At 62.4% G+C, this 21431-nt stretch carries 23 protein-coding genes and 1 tRNA gene; 11 read left to right on the forward strand and 13 right to left on the reverse strand.

Annotated elements, in window-relative coordinates; genetic code table 11:
• Window positions 1-191 precede the first annotated feature (191 nt).
• The gene (locus tag ABSB13_RS03735) at window positions 192-1025 is read left to right on the forward strand and encodes a class I SAM-dependent methyltransferase (RefSeq protein ID WP_428105611.1); all 834 of its coding nucleotides are present in this window, start codon (window positions 192-194) and stop codon (window positions 1023-1025) included.
• Window positions 1022-1906 (forward strand): LLM class F420-dependent oxidoreductase, encoded by an 885-nt coding sequence (locus tag ABSB13_RS03740; protein WP_428105612.1) that lies wholly within the window; start codon window positions 1022-1024, stop codon window positions 1904-1906. The genes ABSB13_RS03735 and ABSB13_RS03740 overlap by 4 nt, the downstream gene beginning before the upstream one ends.
• Window positions 1907-1909: 3 nt before the next feature.
• On the opposite strand, the gene ABSB13_RS03745 is transcribed toward ABSB13_RS03740, so the two are convergent.
• From ABSB13_RS03745 to ABSB13_RS03785, 9 genes are all read right to left on the reverse strand, one after another.
• The gene (locus ABSB13_RS03745) at window positions 1910-2833 is read right to left on the reverse strand and encodes a bifunctional riboflavin kinase/FAD synthetase (RefSeq protein WP_428105614.1); all 924 of its coding nucleotides are present in this window, start codon (window positions 2831-2833) and stop codon (window positions 1910-1912) included.
• 24 nt (window positions 2834-2857) lie between these two features.
• The gene (locus tag ABSB13_RS03750) at window positions 2858-3724 is read right to left on the reverse strand and encodes a tetratricopeptide repeat protein (RefSeq protein WP_428105615.1); all 867 of its coding nucleotides are present in this window, start codon (window positions 3722-3724) and stop codon (window positions 2858-2860) included.
• Window positions 3725-3735: 11 nt separating this feature from the next.
• Complete coding sequence (gene pal / locus ABSB13_RS03755; RefSeq protein WP_428105616.1) at window positions 3736-4275, reverse strand: peptidoglycan-associated lipoprotein Pal; 540 nt, start codon at window positions 4273-4275, stop codon at window positions 3736-3738.
• Window positions 4268-5608 (reverse strand): DPP IV N-terminal domain-containing protein, encoded by a 1341-nt coding sequence (locus ABSB13_RS03760; RefSeq protein ID WP_428105618.1) that lies wholly within the window; start codon window positions 5606-5608, stop codon window positions 4268-4270. Before ABSB13_RS03760 ends, pal begins: the two co-directional genes overlap by 8 nt.
• A gap of 63 nt (window positions 5609-5671) precedes the next feature.
• On the reverse strand, window positions 5672-6820 hold the full coding sequence (locus tag ABSB13_RS03765) for a TonB family protein (RefSeq protein WP_428105620.1): 1149 nt from the start codon (window positions 6818-6820) through the stop codon (window positions 5672-5674).
• A gap of 9 nt (window positions 6821-6829) precedes the next feature.
• On the reverse strand, window positions 6830-7264 hold the full coding sequence (gene tolR / locus ABSB13_RS03770; protein WP_428105622.1) for a protein TolR: 435 nt from the start codon (window positions 7262-7264) through the stop codon (window positions 6830-6832).
• An 11-nt stretch (window positions 7265-7275) separates the two neighbouring features.
• Window positions 7276-7977 (reverse strand): MotA/TolQ/ExbB proton channel family protein, encoded by a 702-nt coding sequence (locus ABSB13_RS03775; RefSeq protein ID WP_428105624.1) that lies wholly within the window; start codon window positions 7975-7977, stop codon window positions 7276-7278.
• A 116-nt stretch (window positions 7978-8093) separates the two neighbouring features.
• Window positions 8094-9692 carry a B12-binding domain-containing radical SAM protein gene (locus ABSB13_RS03780; protein WP_428105626.1) on the reverse strand — a complete coding sequence of 533 codons (1599 nt, stop codon included), beginning with the start codon at window positions 9690-9692 and terminating at the stop codon, window positions 8094-8096.
• A 136-nt stretch (window positions 9693-9828) separates the two neighbouring features.
• The gene (locus ABSB13_RS03785; RefSeq protein ID WP_428105628.1) at window positions 9829-9954 is read right to left on the reverse strand and encodes a hypothetical protein; all 126 of its coding nucleotides are present in this window, start codon (window positions 9952-9954) and stop codon (window positions 9829-9831) included.
• 232 nt (window positions 9955-10186) lie between these two features.
• On the opposite strand from ABSB13_RS03785, the gene ABSB13_RS03790 reads away from it, so the two are divergent.
• From ABSB13_RS03790 to ABSB13_RS03820, 7 genes are all read left to right on the forward strand, one after another.
• Window positions 10187-10810 (forward strand): rhodanese-like domain-containing protein, encoded by a 624-nt coding sequence (locus ABSB13_RS03790; protein ID WP_428105630.1) that lies wholly within the window; start codon window positions 10187-10189, stop codon window positions 10808-10810.
• Window positions 10810-11265 carry a MauE/DoxX family redox-associated membrane protein gene (locus tag ABSB13_RS03795; protein WP_428105631.1) on the forward strand — a complete coding sequence of 152 codons (456 nt, stop codon included), beginning with the start codon at window positions 10810-10812 and terminating at the stop codon, window positions 11263-11265. Before ABSB13_RS03790 ends, ABSB13_RS03795 begins: the two co-directional genes overlap by 1 nt.
• Window positions 11266-11560: 295 nt before the next feature.
• Window positions 11561-12565, forward strand: coding sequence for a type I glyceraldehyde-3-phosphate dehydrogenase (gene gap / locus ABSB13_RS03800; protein WP_428105633.1), 1005 nt, complete (start codon window positions 11561-11563; stop codon window positions 12563-12565).
• 41 nt (window positions 12566-12606) lie between these two features.
• Window positions 12607-13782, forward strand: a complete 1176-nt coding sequence (locus ABSB13_RS03805; protein ID WP_428105635.1) for a phosphoglycerate kinase — start codon at window positions 12607-12609, stop codon at window positions 13780-13782.
• 25 nt (window positions 13783-13807) lie between these two features.
• Complete coding sequence (gene tpiA, locus ABSB13_RS03810; protein ID WP_428105636.1) at window positions 13808-14581, forward strand: triose-phosphate isomerase; 774 nt, start codon at window positions 13808-13810, stop codon at window positions 14579-14581.
• A 10-nt stretch (window positions 14582-14591) separates the two neighbouring features.
• Complete coding sequence (secG, locus tag ABSB13_RS03815; RefSeq protein WP_428105637.1) at window positions 14592-14972, forward strand: preprotein translocase subunit SecG; 381 nt, start codon at window positions 14592-14594, stop codon at window positions 14970-14972.
• Window positions 14973-15049: 77 nt separating this feature from the next.
• Window positions 15050-15135: transfer RNA gene (locus tag ABSB13_RS03820), tRNA-Leu, on the forward strand.
• Between the two features lie 310 nt (window positions 15136-15445).
• Here ABSB13_RS03820 and ABSB13_RS03825 read toward each other — a convergent pair.
• Window positions 15446-16441, reverse strand: a complete 996-nt coding sequence (locus ABSB13_RS03825) for an SPL family radical SAM protein (protein WP_428105638.1) — start codon at window positions 16439-16441, stop codon at window positions 15446-15448.
• Between the two features lie 119 nt (window positions 16442-16560).
• Here ABSB13_RS03825 and ABSB13_RS03830 point away from each other — a divergent pair, with 119 nt between their 5' ends.
• Window positions 16561-17370, forward strand: coding sequence for an SDR family NAD(P)-dependent oxidoreductase (locus tag ABSB13_RS03830; RefSeq protein WP_428105640.1), 810 nt, complete (start codon window positions 16561-16563; stop codon window positions 17368-17370).
• A 38-nt stretch (window positions 17371-17408) separates the two neighbouring features.
• Here ABSB13_RS03830 and ABSB13_RS03835 read toward each other — a convergent pair whose 3' ends face one another.
• The gene (locus ABSB13_RS03835) at window positions 17409-18413 is read right to left on the reverse strand and encodes a WD40/YVTN/BNR-like repeat-containing protein (RefSeq protein WP_428105641.1); all 1005 of its coding nucleotides are present in this window, start codon (window positions 18411-18413) and stop codon (window positions 17409-17411) included.
• Window positions 18414-18538: 125 nt separating this feature from the next.
• Here ABSB13_RS03835 and ABSB13_RS03840 point away from each other — a divergent pair, with 125 nt between their 5' ends.
• A complete protein-coding gene (locus tag ABSB13_RS03840; protein WP_428105642.1) occupies window positions 18539-18862 on the forward strand; it encodes a hypothetical protein in 324 nt (107 codons plus the stop codon).
• Window positions 18863-18878: 16 nt separating this feature from the next.
• On the opposite strand, the gene ABSB13_RS03845 is transcribed toward ABSB13_RS03840, so the two are convergent.
• Both ABSB13_RS03845 and ABSB13_RS03850 read right to left on the reverse strand, forming a co-directional pair.
• Window positions 18879-19805, reverse strand: a complete 927-nt coding sequence (locus tag ABSB13_RS03845; RefSeq protein ID WP_428105643.1) for a methionyl-tRNA formyltransferase — start codon at window positions 19803-19805, stop codon at window positions 18879-18881.
• A 575-nt stretch (window positions 19806-20380) separates the two neighbouring features.
• Entirely contained in the window at window positions 20381-21421 is a 1041-nt protein-coding gene (locus ABSB13_RS03850) for a hypothetical protein (protein WP_428105645.1), read from the reverse strand.
• Window positions 21422-21431 lie beyond the last annotated feature (10 nt).

The following is a 21431-nucleotide window of genomic DNA, read 5'->3' on the forward strand; positions in this document are numbered from 1 at the left end:
ACGAGGCCCGCGTCCACTCCCCCGCCCGCTGCCTTTTCGCCTTGCGGGGGGCGGGTGCACGCCGGGCGGGAGCAACCGCATTGCCCGTTTTGCGATCGGTGTGTTAGCTCTCGATCGTGGCAGATGAATCAAACGTTACGCGGAGAATCGAGATGACTATGAGAATGCGGATTGGAGCCTGCCGGTTGGTCATGTCAATGATAGTCGCACTCGCCGCATTCGCGTGGATCTCGCCGCCGGCGCGCGCGCAGGTTGCGCTGGTCGCGGCACGCGTGGCTGAAAGCGCACCGATTCCCGCCGCGCAGATTCCCAAGGTGATCACCGACGCGATCAACTCGCCCGACCGGCCGGCCGCGGACAAGGCGCTCGACGCGGGACGCAGGCCCGATCAGATGATGGCGTTTTACGGAATCAAGCCCGGGATGAAGATTGCCGATATATTCGCGGGCGGCGGCTACATGACCGAGCTGTATGCGCGAATCGTCGGATCGACCGGCACGGTTTACTCGCAAAACGGTCCGTTTCCCGAGCAATTCAAGAAAAGCGAAGATACATGGAACGAACGGCTGAAAGAGCCGGCGCTCAAGAACGTCGTCAAGGTCAGCAAACCCTTCGATGCGCCCGACGTGCTGCCGGTGCCGCCGGACTCGCTCGACGCCGTGATCATCCATCTCAACTACCACGACATGGTCGGCTTCAAGCTCAATCGCGAGAACGTGAACGCGGCGGTGTTCAAGGCGCTCAAGCCGGGCGGGATGTACGGGATCGTCGATCACAGCGCGCAGCCGGGCACCAACGATACGGTGACCACCACGCTCCACCGAATCGACGAGAATTTTCTAATCAAGGATGTGGAGAAGGCGGGCTTCAGGCTGTCGGGAGCGTCGAGCGCGCTGCGCCACCCGGAAGACGATCGCACCTGGGTTGTGTTCAAGCATCTCGGTCAGACCGATCGCTTCATGCTCAAGTTCACGAAGGCGCCGGCAATCGCGGCGGGCAGAAATAGCTCGCGCCCGGGCCAATGAAAATCGGCCTGTTCGCGCTGGGCATCGGCACTGGCGCGCGTCCCGGCGCGATTGTGAAGACGGCCGAGGCGGCAGAGCGTTGTGGAGTTTCAACGCTCTGGGCGGCAGAGCACGTCGTGCTCTTCGACCGCCAGGATTCCAGGTATCCCTACGCGGAGAGCGGCGAGTTCCCCTTGCCGGGTGGTGCGGACTGGCTCGATCCATTTATCACGCTGACGTTTGCGGCTGCGGTCACCAAAACGATTCGGCTGGCGACGGGAATCTGCCTGGTGCCGGAGCACAACCCTGTCGTGCTGGCCAAGGAAGTCGCGAGCCTGGACCGGCTGTCTAAGGGACGATTCGCGCTGGGGGTGGGGATCGGATGGTCAGCGGAGGAATTTGCAGCGCTGGGGATTCCGTTCGAGCGGCGTGCGCAGCGGACGCGTGAGTACATCGAAGTGATGCGGCGGCTGTGGTCCGAGGAGGTGACGACCTTCCACGGCGAATTCGTGAACTTCGATGCGGCGAGAAGCTTTCCGAAGCCTGCGCGCGGCGCGAAGCTGCCGATAATCTTCGGCGGCGAAAGCGCGCCCGCGTTGAAACGCTCGGCAGACATCGGCAACGGATGGTTCGGCTTCAGCGTTGGACCGGACGAGGCGGCGCCGCTGGCGGACAAGCTTCGCGCGATGCTGAAAGCCAACGGACGCGACGCGAGCGAAGTCGAAATCATCGTGTGCCCGTACACCAAGCAGATCAACTCCGATGATTTGAAGAAGTACGGCGCGGCCGGCGTCAATGAACTGGTGATACCCTTCTATCCGCCCGACAACGAGTCGGATATCGGCCGATGGATCGAGCAGCTCGCGCGCGACTGGATCGAACCCGCCGCCAAAATCCGCTAGCGCCTAGGCCGCGGAGAGGATCTCGCGCACCTTGCTCAGGTCCAGAGCGATCTGCGCCTTGAGCGCATCGGCGTTGTCGAACTTGCGCTCGGCGCGGATTCGTTCGATCAACTCGAGCTTGATGCGCGTGCCGTAAAGGTCGCGCGTGAAATCGAAGATATGCGCCTCGATCGATCGCTCGGTCTCCGAAAATGTCGGACGCATGCCGATGTTGGTGATCGCCGGGTAGGCGCCGTCGTCGAGGATGACGCGGGTGGCGTAAACGCCGTCGGGCGGGATGCATTCCGTCTCGCTGGCGAGATTCGCGGTGGGAAATCCGATGGTCCGTCCGCGCTCGCGTCCGCGGACCACGGGGCCGCGTAAAAAGTGGTAACGGCCCAGCAGCCGGGCGGCGCCGCGCAGGTCGCCGGCGGCGATTGCCTCGCGCACCTTGGTTGAACTGACTTCGAGGCCGTCGATTTTGATCGGTCCGACCACCTCCGTATCGAAACCGAATTCGCGGCCGAGTTCGACCATCATGGCCGCGTTCCCCGCGCGATTGTGGCCGAAGCTTACGCTGTGCCCGACGACCACTTCGCGCACGCCGATCTTTGCGCGCAGGTAGTCGCGCACGAAATCGCGCGGCGAGAGCCGGCTCAGCTCGCGGGTGAAATCGAGCACGATGACGCCGTCGGTGCCCGACAGCCGCAGCATTTCGAGTTTGTCATCCGGGGTCAGGATCAACCGCGGAGCGCGGGCGGGAGCCAGCACTTTGGCCGGCAGCGGATCGAAGGTGAGCGCGAACGCGGTGCCGCCGGCGGCGCGAGCGTGATCGATGGCGGCCTTCAGGATCGCGCGATGACCGAGGTGGACGCCGTCGAAATTGCCGATTGCGGTGACCGGGTAGGTATGGCGCGCGAGCGCCCCGAGGTCGCGAATTATTTCCATTCAATCGTGCGCGAAGGCGACGCTTTAATCGCTCGCGAGGTCCTTCATCATCGTGTTTGCGGCATCCGCTTCCGGAGTCCCCGCGTGATCGGCGACCAGCTTCTGCAGTGTCAGGCGCGCGTCGATTCGATCGTTGAGCTTCACAAATGCCTGCGCCTCGCGCAGCAAGGCGGCGCTGGCGTATTTGCCCTTGGGAAAGCGCATCACGAGATCATTGAATTGCAAAATCGCCTGGTCGTAACTGCCGGTTTCAAACAGCGCGTTGGCGGCGAAGTATTCGGCGGGCTCGCTCAGCGCCGATTTCGGGTACGCATGCTGCAGCTTGGTGAACCTGGCAACCGCGAGCGGATACTTGGCGGCCTTCATCGCGTCGAGGCCTTCGCGGTAGATCTTCACGCCCGGCTCGCTCGAAGTCGCGGCGTCCGCAATTTCCTGATCGAGTTCGTTCGGCCAGGTAGGAGCGATCGCGGCGGGCGCGACGGGCGGAGCCGGACCGCCAGACGGCGCTCCCGGCGGCGGGATTGCCGGCGCGGGCGCCTCGCCTGCCGAGTCTTCCGGCGCGCCGGGAGGAGGAATCGCGCCGGGCGTCGCCGCCATGCCGGCCTGCAATGCTTTCACTTCGGCCTCGAGGCTCGCGACTCGATTGTTCATCGAGGACGCATCGCCGCCAGCGCCGGCGGCGCCGTGCTTGAGCTCCTCGATCTGATCGTTCTGACGTTGAATCTGCTGCTTCAGGGCATTGATTTCCTGGCGGTCGCTCGCGATCATCCCGCGCAGCGTGAACTCGTTTTGATTGAGTTGCTGCACGTCGCCCTGCTCGGCGCATCCCGCCAGCGCGAACGCCGCGGCAAGCGCGGCGGCGGCGCCGATCATCCAGTTCGTTTTTCGCACGCTTCTAATCCTTATTCGCTTACCGCAAAGTGATCGCGGCGGTTCTGCGACCAGCAGCTTTCGTCGTGCTCGGTGCAAAGCGGAAGCTCCTTGCCGTAGCTGATTGTCGAGATTCGGCTGCCGCTGATTCCGAGTGTCATCAGGTAATCCTTGGCGGCCTGCGCGCGCTTGGCGCCCAGCGCGATATTGTATTCCTCGGAGCCGCGCTCATCGCAATGACCCTCGACCTGTACCCGGGTCTGCGGATGCGCTTGCAGCCAGCTGGCATCGGATTTCAGCACGGAGCCATCCTGCTCCTGAATCGTGTACTCGTTGTACGCGAAGTGAATGTCGCTGAGCGGACCTTGCGCGCCGAATTTTCCGTTCTTCCAGTCCTCGAGCGAGTTGCCGCCGCCCTTGCCGACCCCATTTTCACCAATCTGACTTCCGTTGGGATTGTTTTCGCCGCCATTTATCGGCGCCGTCTTCTTCGACGAGCACCCGGCCATCGCCAGCATCACCCCAACACCCACAATCGCCATCGCCCTGGCCAATGTCGAACGACTACTCACCCAACCACCCCGACCATGCTGGACAGGAATCATTACCATTACCCTCCTTCAAAGCGGAAATAATTTTCCGGTTGCCGACCATCATTATATAGATTCGCGAGTTGTAGCCGCGTGTCGAGCTGAACGCGAGATAGCGTCCGTCGGGCGACCAGCTTGGATACTCGTTGGAGCCGTTGCCATCGGTCACTTGCACGGGTTCACCGCCGCCGGCGGGAATCGTCCAGATGTCGAAACGTCCGTTGTTGCGGCTCTGATATGCGAGCGTGTCGCCCTGGGGCGAAAACACGGGGGTGGTGTTGTAATCGCCGCGATAGGTCAATCGCTTCGGCGCACCGCCGGCCAGGCTCATCACGTAAATTTGCGGTGTGCCCGAGCGATCCGAGGTGAAGGCGAGCGTGGCGCCGTCGAGTGAAATCGCGGGACTGACGTTGATTCCATTGGTGTCGGTGAGCGGGCGAATCTCCCCGCCCTCGCGCGTGATCAGATACAGATTGGTGGCGCCGTCACGCTCGATCGCGGCGACGATGCGCTCGCCGTCGGGCGAGATCGTGCCGCCGATCACGCGGCCGCGGGGGCTGGTGATCTTCACTTCGCTCTGCGCCTTGAGATCCACCAGGTAAAGCGCCGGCGCCATGCTCTTGTACGAGAGATACAGCAGGTGGTTGGCGCTGCGATCGAAACTCGGGAACAGGTTGATGGTCGGATTGCCGGTCAGCTTGAACAGGTCCTGGCCGTCGATCGACTGCGTGTAGATTTCCTTGAAGCGACCGCCGCGCGTCGAAACCAGCGCGAGCCTGGAATCGAACGGGCCGCGCTGGCCGGTCGCAGCTTCAAGGATCGCGTCGGCGAATCGGCGCGCCATCCGCGCCACGTCACCGGCGTCGCCGTTGTAATTCTTGCCCATCATGCGCCGCTGCTGCGCCACGTCGTAGAGAAAAGCCGTCAGCTTCACGCCCGCGGCGCCGGCGGAAACCGAACCCTTGACGACAAAGTCGGCGTTGATCGATCGCCAATCGGCGAAATTGAACTGGCCGAGCTCGAAGCCCGACGCTTGCGGGTCCTCGATGTACGCGTGCGGATCGATAATTCTGAAGTAGCCCGAAAGCTCGAGGTCGCGCCGCAGCGTGCCGACAAACGTGCTGCCAACGCGATGGTCGTCGTCGCCGCCGAGATTTTTGAGCCCCGACACCGCGATCGTCGAGAGCTGCGAGCCGGGGCCCGCGATCGTGATGGTGATCGGCCCCCCACCAGCGGGCTGCGCGACGGCCCGGCCCGGTATCGACGCCAGCACAATCGCGCACAGAAGCGCGCAAGCTTGAATTATCCGCTTCATGCTTTGACACTGGAAAAACTGAAAGAGAAAAAGTTCATCCGCACCTCCTGCGCCATCACAACCTCAGGACTTCAGTTCGCCGAGCTGAAACAATGCTTTGATCCCGGAGGAAAACTGGTCGCGAAACTTTTCCGGCGGCGCGGGAAACGGCGCCGCCCGGCGAATCGCGCGGATCACGGAATCATCGAACGCCGAGTCGTTCGAGCTCGTGCCTATCTTCACGGCGCTCAGCGCACCGTCGGGGCCGATCGCGAAATCGACGGTCGCGGTCAGGTCGTTGGATCCGCCGGTAAACGTCCACGACTTTTTAATCTGTTCCTGCACGGTTTTATAGTACAGGATAAATTCCGGGTCCTGTAGAATCCCGACGCTGCCCTTGCCGCCGCCGACTCCGTAGCCCGAACCTTCACTCGCCTTGCTTGCGACGACGGGTCCTCCCCCTGCCGGACCGGTGGTAGCGCTGTCCGGTGCGGCGGAATCGTCGTCGTCATCTTCGTCTTCAGGCGGCGGGTTTTTCGCCAGCTCCTTGACGTGCTCCGCGAGCAACCGGCGCTTGAGCATCGCGAACCGCTGATCGACGCTTGGCGTCGATGCGATCTTTGCCTTGGCTACCGTCGATTCAGACTTGGGCGGATTGCGCGACGCCTTGTCGGGCGTGGGCTTTGGCTTCGCGTGTTTCGCCGGCGCCGCATTGGGCTGCGGGGTTGGCGCAATCGTCGGCGCGACCGTGGGCGCTATTGTCGGCGCGACAGTCGGCGCGACAGTCGGCTCGACAGTCGGCGCGATAGTCGGCGCGACAGTCGGCGCGACAGTCGCTTCAACAGTTGGCTCGGGCGTGGGAGTCGCGGTTGGAGCGTCGGTCGGCTTCACATTTATTTTGAGCGCGTTCTTATCGTCGTTGAGCGCGAGTTCTGTTTTGGGCGGCTCGATCTTGACCTTCGATTCTTCAGGCTTGGGCGCCGCCTCCTTCGCTTCGTCCGCCGGGTGCCGATTGATGCGCGGCAGATGCGTTCCGAGGTCGCCGGCCGGAATGTTATCGACGATTTTCACCGTGTATGCGGGCGGCGGGGCTTCTTCGGGATGCAAAAAGCGCGGCGCGATGAAGAACACCGTCGCGAACAGCGCAGCGTGCCCGAGTGCGGAGACGAAGATCGCCGCGAAATATCCGATTCGCGACGGCTGCTCGTCACCGTTATGGTCGCGCGATGCCACGCTCAGCGCTCACTTCGCGCCCGCGTCGGTGCCGCTGGCCGCCGGCATCTCCGTCACCATCCCGACGTTTTCGATTCCCGCGGCCTTAATCGCCGCCATCGTGCGGATCACCTCGCCGTACGGCACCCGGTCGTCGGCGCGGATGAAGACCTGCCGGTCGGGACGCTCATTGGCAATCGCCTTGAGTTTGCCGGTCAAGTCATCGGCCGAGAGCTTCGCGTCGTTGAGATAAATCTGGCTGTCGCGCGTGATCGACACGACGAACTGCTCTTCCTTGCCGGGCAGCGCCTCGGCCTTGACGCTGGGCAGCGTGACCTCGACGCCCTGCTGAATAATCGGCGCCGTGATCATGAAGATGACCAGCAGCACCAGCATCACGTCCACCAGCGGCGTGACGTTGATCTGGGAAACCATCTGGCCGCGCTGTCCTGGGTCGAATGCCATTGCGATGCCGCCTACGAAAGGAAATGACGCTCGGCGATGTTTAAAAATTCGGCGGTGAAATTATCCATCTCGGTCGCCAGCACGCGCACCCGCGCGATGAAGTAGTTGTAGAACATCTGCGCCGGGATCGCGGCGACCAGGCCGACCGCGGTCGTGATCAGCGCCTCGGCGATTCCGGGCGCGACCGCCTGGATACTCGACGTATGAGACGCCGACAGGCCCAGGAACGCCGTCATTATCCCCCACACCGTGCCGAACAGTCCGATGAACGGGCACGACGAACCAGTGGTGGCCAGGAAGGTGATGCCGGATTCGAGCTTGGTCAGCTCGACGTTTTCCTGGCGCTTCATCGCGCGCATCACGTTGGCGATTCCGCCGAGATCGGTCGAGAAGCCGCCTTCCGCTCCGACCGCCTGGCGCTTGGCGCGGGTGAGTTGCAGGAGCTCCTGGTAGCCGGCGCGGAAAACCTGCGCGACCGGGCTGAGCTTGAGGCCGACGCTGGCGGTATGAATCGCGGCGAGGTTCTTCGATTCCCAGAAGATCGCGATGAAGCCTTCGGACTGGCGCCGCGCTCGCGAAATCTGAATCAGTTTGTAAAGGATGATACCCCAGCTGCCGATCGAAAAGGCCACCAGCAGCCACAACACGACTGCGACCACCGGGCCCGTGCCCAGCACCAGTTCCACCACACCCAATCCGCCTGCACCACTCACCTGATGGAGCATAAAACCGCCATTCGGCCGAATAATCCGTTTATTATAAGGATATCGACGCGCCCAAAACCAGCACGGTCATCTGTCCGCTGGCGCGCCCGCGATTTATCCGGACTTCATGACCCGGGCCGAACCAAGGCTCGTGCGGCCTGCAACTCGGCCAGCGCCCGCTCGAACATCGCGTCGCTGACTTGGGTGAGGGCCGCCGCCGAGTCCTTAAGTTCCGCATGCTCGACGGTGCGCGAAAGGGTCTCAGCCGCCGTCGGTCCGCTACGCTGGCCGAGGAAGGGCTTGAGAATCAGGTGAACCACGTCGCGTATCGGCATGAAGCGCGTGAAACGGCGCAGGAGCCGAATGGTCTGCAGCGGATAATGAAGCAGCTTGTAACGGAATATTCTGCGGAAACCGGCGCTGCGCTCGCGGTTGATCACCTCGCCCGGCAGGCAGGAAGAATCGATCTCGGAGCACTTGAAAAACTTGAACCAGTCCCGGTCCTCGTCGACCAGGTTGCGGCGGATGTATTCATTCCACAACGGAGTGCCGCGATAGACGCATAGGCGGTTGAAGTTGAACGTGTCGAGCGGAAGCCTTGCGGCAAAATCAAAAGTCGCCCGCAGGTCGGCCACGGTCTCGCCGGGGCTGCCCACCACGAAGAAGCCGTGCACGATTTCGATTCCCGCCCGCTTGGCATTGGTGACCGCGGTTTCAACTTCCTTGAGGGTCTGATCCTTCTCGATCCGGTCGAGGACCTTCTGACTGCCGCTCTCGATTCCGAACATCACCGTGCGGCAATTGGCCTTGGCCATCAACGGATACAAATGCGCGGCGACCGAATCGACCCTGCCCTCGCAACCCCAGTGGATGGTCGGGCCGCTGTCGATCAGCCCGTTGCAGATGGCTTCGATGCGCTTGGGTTGCAGCAGGAAATGATCGTCGACAAAGTACACCGCACCGTAGCCTTGCTCCTTGAGATGTTTGAATTCCGCGAGCACGTGCTGGTGGCTGCGCGAGCGCCATTTGCCCTGGTTGAAGCTCGGTATGTCGCAGAAAACGCAGTGCTGCGGGCATCCGCGCGACGCCTGCATCGTGGTGAAACGGTCCATCGACAGAACCGCGGGCACATCCAGCGGCATCGACTCGATGAAGTCCAGCGCCAGGCTCTCGCGGTCGGGAAAAGGCCACTGGTCGAGGTTGCGCTCGATAGCGCGGTCCGGATTGGTTACCACCTGGCCGTCTCGCGTCCAGGTCAGCCCGGCGACGGCCGCGGGATTGTCGAGCTGCTCGAGCAGGTCGAGAATCAACTGCTCGCCGTCACCGCGGCAGACAAAATCCACTTCGCTGCATTGCATTTTCACCAGCTGCGCGTTCAGCGTCGCGAAGGCGCCGCCGACGGCGACTTTGACCTTGGAATCGACGGCGCGGATCTGGCGGGCGAGAATCTTGGCGTACGGATAGCTGGTCGTGCTCAGAAAACTCAACCCGACCAGTTGGGGCCGCCGGATGCGAATCTGCTCGATGATGACCTGGTTCGGAGTCTCGAGGTTGGCCTGATCGAACATCACGCATTCATGGCCGGCACGCTTGAGCACCGCGGAGAGCGACATGATCCCGATCGGCGGGAACCCCATGATGCGCAGGTTGCCGTTTTTCGCGCGTCCGTCGGCCGGCACGGCGTAAAATTGCGGATCGCGAATATGGATTAGAAATACCAGCATGGCCACCTCTGGTCGTTGCCAACGCTCCGAGCCCGTGCTGTGCCCGCGTTGCCCCTCGCCAGCAGGTGAGCTTACTCGCCGGAATCATTCGGCTGGGAATCGACCAATTATAACGCTATCAGCGCGACCAAAACCATCACGGCAGGAAGCCGGTCCATGCGCCCGCATCGGCCTTGGCCCGCCGATGAGCCCACTTGCCGGAATACGTGCTATAAGAGCGGACGTGGTCACGTTCGATCCCCTGAAAAACCTGCCGCTTCACCGGGTTTGTTTTGCGCTTGCAGCGGTTGGACTAATCACAATCTTAGTCCAGCTCTTTTACCCAAACGCTTATCTACCCCTGATGCGCCAATGGCCTTACGTTCTCGGGATCGTTCCATTAATCCTGTTGACGGTCTTTTACTGTCTCATTGGGATCTCCGCGCGGCGATTTGCAAAGAGCCAATATCCGCCGCCGGCTCCAGACCGACACAACAGCCTGCTAAATTGAACCAGTGCCCAACTCCGACTTGAACCCACGCAACTGGCAGACCTCAGCAGTGTCGATCGCCACCCCTGAGCCGGCCGGCCTGCCTCATGCGAGGAGTCTCGCATGGCAGATCGTGCGCGATCTCGGCCTGGTTGCGATCCTCGCGATCGTCTCGCTGGCGGCTGGACTCGTGATTAACCGGTCTTCGGCCCATCCACTTCCTGTCGTCTATCAAACGCCGGAGCAGCGGTTCGATGCCGAGCTGACGACGCTGGTTGCGGCGCCGCCGTTTAAGATCGCGCCGGCCGCAACTGTCGGGCTTGACCAGTTCCGTTCAGCCGTCGAGAGCAAAAGCGCGCTCATCCTCGATGCCCGGCCGTCCCTGTTCTTCGAACAGGGGCACGTGCCGGGAGCGCTTAATCTCGCGCGAGACGACTTCGCGCACGACTATCGGGACCTGGCCGGCGTGCTGCAGGCCGCGATCGACAAGCCGATCATCGTGTACTGCTCCGGCGGTGAGTGTCATGACAGCCGGCTCGTAGCGAACGCGTTGCTGAGTCTCGGCTTCGGCAACGTCAGCGTCTTCACGGGAGGGTGGGATGCGTGGTCGGCGGCGGGGCTGCCTGCCTCCAAAGGGAGCGTACGATAATGCCTAACGATAATTCGCGCCGGAACTATGCGGTGCTTGCGGTCAGCATAGCCGTGGCTGCCGTATTCATGTATGCGGGCCTCGGCAAGGTCCGCGAGCCGCTGCAGTTCGCCGATAGCACTGCCGCGTTCGCGATCCTGCCTGCGGTGTTCATCAACCTGTTCGTGATGGGTTTGCCGCCATTCGAGTTCGCGTGCGGCGTCCTGCTGCTTGTGCCGCCGACCAGGCGGGTCGGAGCGCTCGCGGTCGCCGTCGTTTCTCTGATGTTTTTCACGGCGTTGGCGTCCGCACTGCTTCGAGGTCTCACGCTCGACTGCGGATGCTTCGGGGTGGGCGCGCCGTCGCGACCGAGAATGTGGATAGAGCTCGTGGTGGACACGGTGCTGTTCGCGGGCGCGATCTTCGTGTATTTGCGCTCGATTACCCGCACGCCGTCGCCCGCGCCGGCACCGTGAATTCTCCCCTTCACCCCTTCTAACCGGCCGTCAGGCCGCATCTTTTCTCAATACTAAGGAATACTAAGGTGGGCAGGGGCCGCGCGCGACAACGGAGCGCGGCCTTAATACTGGGTGCAGGGGTCACCCCTGCCCCTGCCCCCTGCCCACTGCATTCGCGACCCTTCTCGGCGTAGAATTGACAGTTGAAGGCGCCCTTGCACATCGGACCCGGACTTATTTAAGGTTCGGGTCGTTGTATTTCACGGGTTCACGGTTTGAATTGTACGCAACGCACTCTCGGGAGGATTGATCGGTGGCGATAAAAGTCGGGATAAACGGATTCGGCCGGATCGGCAGAATGTTCCTGCGCGCGGCCCTGGCCAAAAAGGAACTCGAGATCGTGGCCGTCAACGACATCACCGACGCGGCCACGCTCGCGCATCTGCTCAAATACGATTCCATTCACGGCACGCTGCGCCATGAGGTCAGGGCCGAAGGCGGGGTTATTTTCCTCGATGGCAAGCCGCTCCAGGTGCTGGCGGAACGCGATCCCGGCAAATTGCCGTGGAGCAAACTCGGCGTGCAGGTGGTCGTCGAATCCACCGGCCTGTTCACCGCGCGCGACAAGGCCGCGATGCATCTTTCCGCAGGCGCCAAAAAAGTCGTAATCAGCGCGCCCGCCGACGGCGCCGACGTCACGCTATGCCTGGGCGTCAACCAGAATGCTTACGACGCGAAAAAGCACGACGTGATATCCAATGCCTCATGCACGACCAACTGCCTTGCGCCGGTTGGCAAGGTCCTGCATGACAGTTTCGGAATCGTCCACGGCCTGATGACCACCGTGCATAGTTACACCTCGGATCAGAACCTGCAGGACGGGCCGCACAAGGATCTGCGGCGCGCGCGTGCCGCGGCGCTCTCGATGATCCCGACCTCGACCGGCGCCGCGAAAGCGATCGGCCTGGTGCTGCCCGCACTCAAGGGCAAGCTCGACGGACTCGCGATTCGAGTGCCGACGGCGAACGTCTCGCTGGTTGATCTGACCGTGACGGTTGACAAGGACGCTGACGTAAAATCCGTCAACGCCGCGATGAAAGCGGCGGCCGATGGGCCGCTCAAGGGGATTCTCGCCTACAGCGAGGCGCCGATCGTCTCGGTCGATCTCAACGGCGATCCGCATTCGTCGATCTTCGACGCGCCGTTGACCAAGGTGATTGGAAACAGGCTGGTGAAAGTATTTTCGTGGTACGACAACGAATGGGGCTACTCGAACCGGCTCGCGGATGTCGCTGCGTTCGTCGCGGCCCAGCTTTAGCCGCGCGGGCAACCGAGCTGAACCGGGAGTGAGTGGCTGCGATGCCTGTGTTACCGATCACGCGCCTTGAGTTTAAGGACAAGAAGGTGCTCGTGCGATGCGATTTCAACGTGCCGATCCACGAGGGGAAGATCCAGGATCCGGCGCGAATCGACGCGAGCCTCGACACTATTCGCTACATCCTCGAGCATGGCGGGTCGGCCGTGCTCTGCTCGCATCTGGGGCGTCCCAAAGAGCGCAGCGCCGAGCTCAGCCTCAAGCCCGTGGCCGAGTATCTATCCAAGGCGCTCGGGCAGAAGGTCGCGCTTGCGCCTGACTGCATTGGCGATCACACCGGCAAAATGATCGAGGCGCTCAAGCCGGGCGACGCGATTCTGCTCGAAAATCTGCGCTTCCACAAAGAAGAGGAAGCCAACGATCGCGACTTCTCGCACGAACTGGCGCGCCACAAACAGGTCTATGTGAACGACGGCTTCGGCTCCGCACATCGCGCGCACGCCTCGACGGTCGGAGTCACACGATTCATCTCGGAGCGCGCGGCCGGATTCCTGATGATGCGCGAGCTCGAAGCGTTGCGCGCGGTCACCGAGAATCCGCAGCGCCCGTCGGTCGCGATCCTGGGCGGCGCAAAAGTCTCCGACAAGATCGGCCTCATCAGAAATCTGCTGACCAAGGTCGATGCGATCCTGATTGGCGGCGCGATGGCGTACACGTTTCTCAAGGCTCAGGGCGTCGCCGTCGGCCGCTCGCGCGTCGAAGACGACAAGCTCGAGCTGGCAAAGGAATTGCTCGCCGAGGCCGCGCGCAAAGGCGTCAAAATCGTGCTGCCGTCGGATCATATTGTCGCATCCGCTCCCGAAGCCGGCGCGACGCCTCATACGGTCAGCGAAATTCCCTCCGAGATGATCGGGCTCGACATCGGACCGGATACCGCGGCGGCGTTTATCGCGGAAATCGCGCGTGCCAAAACCGTCATATGGAATGGCCCGCTCGGACTCTTCGAAATCCCGGCGTTCGCGGGCGGCACGATGCGAGTCGGTGAAGCACTCGCCAATCAACCGGGCGTCATTTCGATAATCGGCGGCGGCGACACGGCTGCGGCCTTCGCGCATGCGCCGTGGGCCAGCAAGTTCACCCATATCTCGACCGGTGGCGGAGCCACGCTCGAATATCTGGAAGGCCGCGAGCTGCCCGGCGTAAAGGCGCTCGAAGTTTGACATCGTACCGACAGGAAGGACGCGCGTGCGCAGGAAACTAATCGCCGGAAACTGGAAGATGCATCTTGGGCCGGCCGAGGCCCGCGCGCTTATCGCGGCAATCCGCGCCGAGATCGATCGCGACGCCGCGACGCTGGCCAAAGATCGCGACGTGATGGTCGCGCCGCCCGCGATTCTCATCCCGGCCGTGGCGCAGGCGCTGGCAGGCTCGTCGATCCTGCTGGGCGCGCAAAATATGCACTACGAGGACAAAGGCGCGTTCACCGGCGAGGTGTCGCCGCCGATGCTGAAGGCCTATGGCGTGACCCACGTCATCGCCGGCCATTCCGAGCGCCGCCACGTTTTCCATGAAACCGACGAACTGATTAACCGCAAAGTGCTCGCCGCGCTCAAGCACCGGATGGCGCCGATTTTGTGCGTCGGCGAAACCCAGGACGAGCACGACAGTGGCCGTGCGCTGGATGTCGTCCTGCACCAGCTCCAGCGCGGCCTTGAGAGCGTTGGCGACGATCATATGACCGCGGTGGCGATTGCGTACGAGCCGGTGTGGGCGATCGGCACCGGGCGCAACGCGACGCCCGAACAGGCCGAATCGGTGCACGGCGCGATCCGCGGCGCGATCCTCGAACGATACGGCTCCGAGCGCGCGGCGGCGGTGCGGATAATTTACGGCGGCAGCGTAAACGCCGACAATGTTGACTCGCTCGTCTCCAAGCCCGATATTGACGGGGCTCTGGTCGGCGGGGCAAGCTTAAAGGCTGACTCGTTCGCGCGCATCGTCAGGGCGCGGACTCGCTGAAGAAGACAAAATGGTTTCAATCGTTGTTTCGATTCACGTGATCGTTTGCGTGGCTATGTGCATCATTATCCTGCTGCAGCAGGGCAAGGGCGCGGAGGTCGGCGCCGTTTTCGGCGGTTCGAGCCAGACCGTCTTTGGCGCCAGCGGAGCGGGCAACGCGCTGACCAAGGCGACGTGGACACTGGCGATTATTTTTTTCGCGAGCTCGATCTTTCTGGCACTGGCTTCTGCGCGGCGCGTGACCGGCAGTATCTTCGATCGGCCGTTCTCCTCGGCGCCGTCGAGCGTGATGCCGGCGTCGAAGCAGGCGCCCAAGAACGCGCTTCCCGCGGCGCCGGCCCCGGCCGCTCAAAATCCGGCCGGACCCGCGACGCCGTCGTCGGCGAAGTAATAGAAGCAGTAGCTGTACTTTCGGATTTGCGCCGGAGCGCTCAGACCCTCAACCTGGCTCCGGCCGTTACGCATGATGCGCGGGTGGTGGAATGGCAGACACGCCAGTTTGAGGGGCTGGTGGTAGCAATACCGTGCGGGTTCAAGTCCCGCTCCGCGCACCACCAGGGGTGACCCCTGGACCCAATGTTAAGGCCGCCCGCCGTTGGCGCGCGGCAGGGGTGACCCCTGCACCCACCGTTTAGGCCGCGCTCCGTTGTCGCGCGCGTCCCGTGCCGCGAGCGCGCAGTCTCTTAATACTGGCCTCCCTTGCCAACGGGTCTTCCATAGCGTGGTCGCGAAAAGATGCGCCGCGCAGATTTTCGCGTCTTCTCACACCGGGTGCATGGGTCACCCCTGCCCAGGGAAGTGTGAAACCCACGGCGGGTTTCACATTCATTCAAGTGAATTTCCTCCTCACCCTTGCACCCGGCACTAGGAAAACAACGAGCGCTGTTGGGGCGGCTCCGGTGCGGCGGTCGCCTGGGCCGCCATGCATCGTTCATGCTCGATGGGGAAGCCGTAGCGCGCGCGGATACGATCGAAAATCACCCGCATCCGATCGTCATACACATGCGGAACGTACTCGGCCCGCGCGTAAAACATGTCGATACGCTCCGCCAGATGCGGGAATCGCTCCTTGACGAATGGAATGAACCGGCGCGCCGCCGCGGGTTTCAGAAACAGCGAACGCCACCACACTCCCGACGCGCCCGCGCGACGCGCCCCGCGCACCACGCTCTCGATCGCCGCGGGATCGTCCGTCAGTCCCGGAATCATCGGCATCATGAGCACGTTGCAGCGGATTCCCGCCCGCGCCAGCTCCAGCAGCGCTCGCAGCCGCAGGCCCGGGCGCGGCGCTCGCGGCTCGAGGATTCGCTGCAGTTTTCGATCGAGCGTTATCAGCGAGAAGTTCACCGACAGCTTCGAGCGCCGATTAATCTTTTTCAGCCACTCGAGATCGCGAACAATCAAGCTGGATTTGGTCGTGATCGACAGGTCCAGCCCCGACAGTTGCGCGAAAACTTCGAGCATCGAGCGCGTCAGCCCATACTTTCGTTCGGCCGGCTGATAAGGGTCGGTCGCCGTGCCGATTGCGATCGCGTCGGTGCCGATTGGCGTGCGCGAGAGCGTACGCGCCAGGACCTCGGCCGCCATCCGCTTGACGAATATTTTGCGCTCGAAGTCCATCGGGTCGCGCAGTTCGAGAAAATCGTGCGTGTAGCGCGCGTAGCAGTACACGCATCCGAACTCGCAGCCGCGATACGGGTTGATCGTCCATCGAAACGGCATGCGCGGGCTGTCGCATCGATTGAGAATCTGCCGCACCGGCATCTCGATAAACTCGACGCCGCGAGTGGCGTCGAGCTCTTCGGGTGGCGGCGAATAAAGCGGCAATGTGGCGACGGCATTCATCTGACGGCTGGCCATTTTCGCTTTTTCTTCGCTAGCGGTCAAGGGGCAGGGATTGCGGCGTCATCCGGGGCTATGCAGGAGTATCTGATGGGGCAAAGCTGCTAGGTTCTGGATCGCAGCGGGAGGAAATCGTGATGGCGGACAATGGGCGCAAATATCGTGAGAAGTACGGCGACTGGGCTCTCGTGACGGGCGCGTCGGCGGGAATCGGGCTTGAGTTTGCGCGCGCGCTGGCGCGCGAGGGCATGTCGATAGTGCTGACGGCCAGGCGCGAGGATCGGCTGAACGCGCTCGCCGCGGAACTTCGTCAGAATTTTCACGTCGATACGCGGGTGGTCGCCGTCGATCTCGCGGCGCCGGACGGCGCGGATCGTCTGGCCGATGCAGTCGCGGATTTGCCGATCGCATTTCTGGTCAATAACGCCGGCTTCGGCTACGCGGGCCGTTTCGACAAGCTGGCAATAGACCGGCTGCGCGCGATGGTGGTCGTAAACTGCGTCGTGCCGGTGGTGCTGACCGCCCGCATCATGCCCGGGATGGTCAAGCGCGGCCGTGGCGCGGTGATCATTGTGGGATCGGTGGCGGGACGCCAGCCGCTGCCGCTGCACGCGGTTTACAGCGCAACCAAGGGATTCGATTTGCTGTTCGGCGAGGGGTTGTGGGGCGAGTTGCGCGGGACAGGCATCGATGCGCTCGTGATAGAGCCGGGGTCCACGAAGACCGAGTTCCAGGCGGTGGCGGGAGAGAGCGTGGGTCCTGACCACGGCGAGCCGGCGGAAAACGTGGTGCGGGTCGCGCTCGACGCGCTCGGCAAGCAGCCGAGTGTTATCTCGGGATGGTTCAACTGGGTACGCGCCAATGCGACGCGGCTGGTGCCTCGATCGACGGCGGTGATAATCGCGAAGAAGGTGACCGAGGGGTCGACTCCGCAAGAGCTGCGATAGAGGGGATAGCCAGCTTGCTCGAGCCGCCGGCGGCTCGCTCATGGAATTGTCGCGAGGTCGTAGGCGGGCGGCAGTTTTTCCGCGATCGTCGCGAGTGACGACCCGTCAGCGGAGGCGCGAACGATGGCGCCGTCGTTGCAGACCGCGAAGAAGCCGCCGCTTTCCGGATCGGCCTTCAGCCGCATCACCATCCCCCGCCCGAAACTCTGTTCGGTGGAGATCGGCGTAAAACTTTCGCCGCGATCGCCGCTGCGGAACAGCATCGCGTCGGCGCCGGCCGGTCCGACCCGCCAGGTGGGCGGCGGGCCCATCGCGGCCACGGTGAAAACGTTTTCGCTGTCCGGCCTGCTCACCAGCAGCGGAACAGTATAGCTGCGGTTGAGCCCGTGGGTTACGTGATGCCACGATTTGCCGGCGTTGCCGGACAAGTAGAACCCGTTGCCGGTAGTGGCGTAGAGCCGGCGCGAATCAAGCGAGTCCACCGCGACGGTATGAACATCCCAATGGAGACCGTCGTTGAGCGGCTCGAAGGTCGCGCCGTCGTTGCGCGAGCGGAACACGCCGCCCTCCTCGACGCCGACGTACATCGTGGAAGGCTCATGCGGATCGAAGACGATGGAGCGCACGTGCGGGATATGCGGCGGCGGCGGAAACGTCCAGCGGTCGCGCCCCGGAATTTTCAGGAAGCCGTCGGATTCCTTGAAGATGCGCCCGCGATCGTCGCTGCGGAACAGGCGGGCGTGCGACGTCCCGACGAACACGCGATCTTTCACGGCGGGAGAGGCGGCAATCGACCAGACCTCTTCATCGCGCGCCAGCGGGGGAGTGATGTCGGTCCAGGTTCTGCCGCCGTCCGTCGAGCGCGCGAGCGTCCCCTTGCCGCGGATGCTCTCGGTCGAGCCGGCATAGATGAGCGTGGGATCGACGGCGTCCTGCGCCATGCACCAGATGGCTGACGGATCGGCAAGCACCATCAGCGGAGTCCCACCGCGCGAGGGATCCAGAATCACAATGCCCTTGGCCGTCCCGATGCACAGACGCATCCCGGTAAACCTCTCGTCAACGCGACAAATCGTAGCGCAAAGGACTCAGACGCAACAGCGGGCGGCACGGGCGGTTCGCGATCTTCTGCTTCCCGGCGTGGCTTGATCTTGATAGACAGGCGCGTATGAAGTCCCGCCATGGCGCCGCGCTCGCGATCGTTGCCTGGTATCTGATGATTCCGCCGATCAACGCCGACAACCGAGTTGACGCCGGTGCGCCCTTGTCGGATTGGAGGAGGAGCGTGAGCTTTGACTCCGCGGATGAATGCAAGGCGTCGCTAAAAGACGCAATCGAAAACCCAATGACACCATCCGAATATCAGGCAACTGCGCAGGCCACGCTGAAGGCCAGGATGCTTCCGCTTAGTCAGTCGGAAATGACCAGACGGATGCAGGAATCCGTGTGCGTCTCGGCCGACGATCCCCGCCTCAAGCCAAAGGCAAAATAAGGGCGGCGCGGGCAGCTTACGTCAGCTTGGCGCCGGCGCGGAGATCGCCTGAAGCTGCGAGCTCGGCGGGTGCTAGCTTCTTTGGATTTGGATCGATTCGCGCTCGCTTGACCGTGATCGTCCCGCCCGCCAGCGCGATCTTCATTCCGTCCGCATCGATCACCGTTAACGTTCCCGGGGCGCTTTCGATGCCTGAGCGGCCGGCTTCGAAGCCGGCTTCGTAGAGCCGCACCCGTTTGTCGCCGATGCTCGCGAACGCGCCGGGCTGCGGGTCGCATCCGCGAATCAGGTTGAAGACCTCGCGCCCCGGTTTTGCAAAATCGATCTTCGCGTGCTCGTCGCGGCACGGCGGCTCGTAGGTCGCCTTGCTCTGGTCCTGCACGAGCGCGGGCGCGTTGCCGGATTTGATCAGATCGACCGCTTCGATCATCGCGGCGATTCCCATCGGGAAGAGCGTGTTGAAGTAAATCGAGCCGACGCTGTCGCTGTCCGCAATCGCCGCGCGCTTCTGAACCAGGATCGGTCCGGTGTCGATACCCTTATCCGGCCAGTACCAGGTGATTCCGGTTTCCGTGTCGCCCTGGATTATTGCCCAGTTGATTCCGCTGGCGCCGCGATGGCGCGGGAGCAGCGAAGGGTGAAAGCAGATCGCCTTGTAGCGCGGCGCGTAGAGAATTCGCTCCGGAACAATCAGGGTGACGAACGCGAGGATGGCCAGCTCGGCGTCCAGCGCTTTGAAATGCTCGCAGGCGGCGTCGTTCTTGAACGACTTGGGCTGGCTCAGCGGGATGCCCATCGCGCGCGCCTTGGCGGCCAGCGGATCCGCCTTGCCGGCGGGCTGATCGGGCGGTGCGAAGACGTGAACGATTTCGTCGCCGTGATTGACGAGCGCCTCGAGCGCTTTTTCCGCGAATGCAGCCTGGCCGAGCAACGCGATACGCAAAGTGGTGATCCTCCAAATTTCTGCGCCCACGCTACCAAATCAAAATTGGAATTGCACCGCAGGGCTGAGCCCTGCGCCCAGTGCTAAGGCCGCGCTCCGTTGTCGCGCGCGGCCACTGCCGCGGGCGCGATTCTGACGGATAGAATCGAGCTGGAAAGAGCAAATTCTACCATCGGTAGTGGTTTTGGGACGGCGCCGCTCTAAGGGTAGTTTCGTTCCGTCAGAAATTATTTCCACCGCAAGCCGGTGTCGCGCGATTTCAGGCGAGTCCGGCGAGCGTAAGGTATCCTGGCGGTTGACCATAGGGTACGAGTAGCACGCCAAATCCGCCGGCATCAGGCTGAACTCGTTCATCCCTGAACCCGGCCTTTCCACTTCACCCGCCGCCGCTGGAAACATCGTGTGAACAAACCCGGATCTTGTCCGTTGGCGCGGCTAATCCGGGAGCATAGCAGGGAGAGTCCTTTGTCCTAGCCGGTTGCGGCGCGATCACGGCGAGATTGCGCGCGAGAAGGCGGCGGCCTCGATCATGGTTCCTAACCCATCCGTCGGCACGCCGAGCGCTCCAAGCCCGGTTAGCTACCAGCGATCCTCTTGAACTCGATAAGGATCGCCTCGCGGGCGACACGCTTAAGGAAGTGCCACGTGGGCAAAAGCTTGAAATATAGGTCCCTAAACCTCGCGGCTTCCTCCACATCCGCGACCACCGAGTGAATGTCGAATAGGTCTCCTGTCTTAACGCCACCGGATGATTGCCTCTTGATAAAGGAGATTCCTTCCACGGGGTTTAGGTAGTTCATCCCGGAGTCTTCAGCGGAGTTGACTGTCAGGGTGACGGTGTTGGGAAATGGCAGGCCCAGATGAACAAATTTATTCCGATACTGGTACGCGCTGTAAAGGCAGGAAAACGTCAGCCGAGCTTGTTTCTCAAGTGATTGTATGCGCTCTCGCAGCACATGATTTTCGCTGCATCGCGTGGTCGCGACTTGCTCGGCCAAATCCAGTCGCCTCTGTTGGTACGCAGCTACGCCAGCGACTTTTTCGTACACCTCGCGGTTGAGAGCCGGCGAGATTTCAGCCGCCGAGAGAGCAAACTCGTCCGCGCTCCAGCTTTTGGTGATTGCGTCAACAATTCGCAGGAGGCCTAGATAGCTCTCGTTATGAAAGCTTGGGAAAAGGATTCGCGAGTTGTTATATGCCTGCAGGAGATAATTTGTGCGAAGGGCCAACGATTCGCTCTCGGAGTTGTCCGATTGATAGTGCCGATCGAGCGCTGAGACGAGCCAGTCGAACAAATCGGCGTCGTAATCCGCCTGGGTGACCTTTCTCCTCGATTGCGGTGGAACGAGGCTTTGCCCGAAATAAAAGCCGCCTCGCGCGAGCCATTTTGTTCTTCTAATGCCGATGTCCAAGACAAAGCCAAGTGCAGCATCGATGTCCGCGACTCTATGCGGTGTCGATTCCGTGGTTGAAGGTGACACATAAGGAGAGTTGCGGAATAAAATTATGTGGTCGTCGTCACTACGGTAAATCTTTATCAGGCCGCGTTTCTCGCCAAGATTGATCTGCCCCTCCAGCGCGAAGGGCAGAAGGTCGTAGGACTCGAAGGTATCCATAAATCTAGGC

Source organism: Binatus sp. (SeqCode), from assembly GCF_050013435.1.
In the GTDB taxonomy this organism is placed as follows: Bacteria; Desulfobacterota; Binatia; order Binatales; family Binataceae; genus Binatus.

Bases quoted from the DNA above. Each gene is read 5' to 3' on its own strand.
- ABSB13_RS03735 (WP_428105611.1), top strand. From the start codon at position 192: ATGTCAATGATAGTCGCACTCGCCGCATTCGCGTGGATCTCGCCGCCG.
- ABSB13_RS03740 (WP_428105612.1), top strand. From the start codon at position 1,022: ATGAAAATCGGCCTGTTCGCGCTGGGCATCGGCACTGGCGCGCGTCCC.
- ABSB13_RS03745 (WP_428105614.1), bottom strand. From the start codon at position 2,833: ATGGAAATAATTCGCGACCTCGGGGCGCTCGCGCGCCATACCTACCCG.
- ABSB13_RS03760 (WP_428105618.1), bottom strand. From the start codon at position 5,608: ATGAAGCGGATAATTCAAGCTTGCGCGCTTCTGTGCGCGATTGTGCTG.
- tolR (WP_428105622.1), bottom strand. From the start codon at position 7,264: ATGGCATTCGACCCAGGACAGCGCGGCCAGATGGTTTCCCAGATCAAC.
- ABSB13_RS03780 (WP_428105626.1), bottom strand. From the start codon at position 9,692: ATGCTGGTATTTCTAATCCATATTCGCGATCCGCAATTTTACGCCGTG.
- ABSB13_RS03795 (WP_428105631.1), top strand. From the start codon at position 10,810: ATGCCTAACGATAATTCGCGCCGGAACTATGCGGTGCTTGCGGTCAGC.
- ABSB13_RS03805 (WP_428105635.1), top strand. From the start codon at position 12,607: ATGCCTGTGTTACCGATCACGCGCCTTGAGTTTAAGGACAAGAAGGTG.
- secG (WP_428105637.1), top strand. From the start codon at position 14,592: ATGGTTTCAATCGTTGTTTCGATTCACGTGATCGTTTGCGTGGCTATG.
- ABSB13_RS03825 (WP_428105638.1), bottom strand. From the start codon at position 16,441: ATGGCCAGCCGTCAGATGAATGCCGTCGCCACATTGCCGCTTTATTCG.
- ABSB13_RS03830 (WP_428105640.1), top strand. From the start codon at position 16,561: ATGGCGGACAATGGGCGCAAATATCGTGAGAAGTACGGCGACTGGGCT.
- ABSB13_RS03835 (WP_428105641.1), bottom strand. From the start codon at position 18,413: ATGCGTCTGTGCATCGGGACGGCCAAGGGCATTGTGATTCTGGATCCC.
- ABSB13_RS03840 (WP_428105642.1), top strand. From the start codon at position 18,539: ATGAAGTCCCGCCATGGCGCCGCGCTCGCGATCGTTGCCTGGTATCTG.
- ABSB13_RS03850 (WP_428105645.1), bottom strand. From the start codon at position 21,421: ATGGATACCTTCGAGTCCTACGACCTTCTGCCCTTCGCGCTGGAGGGG.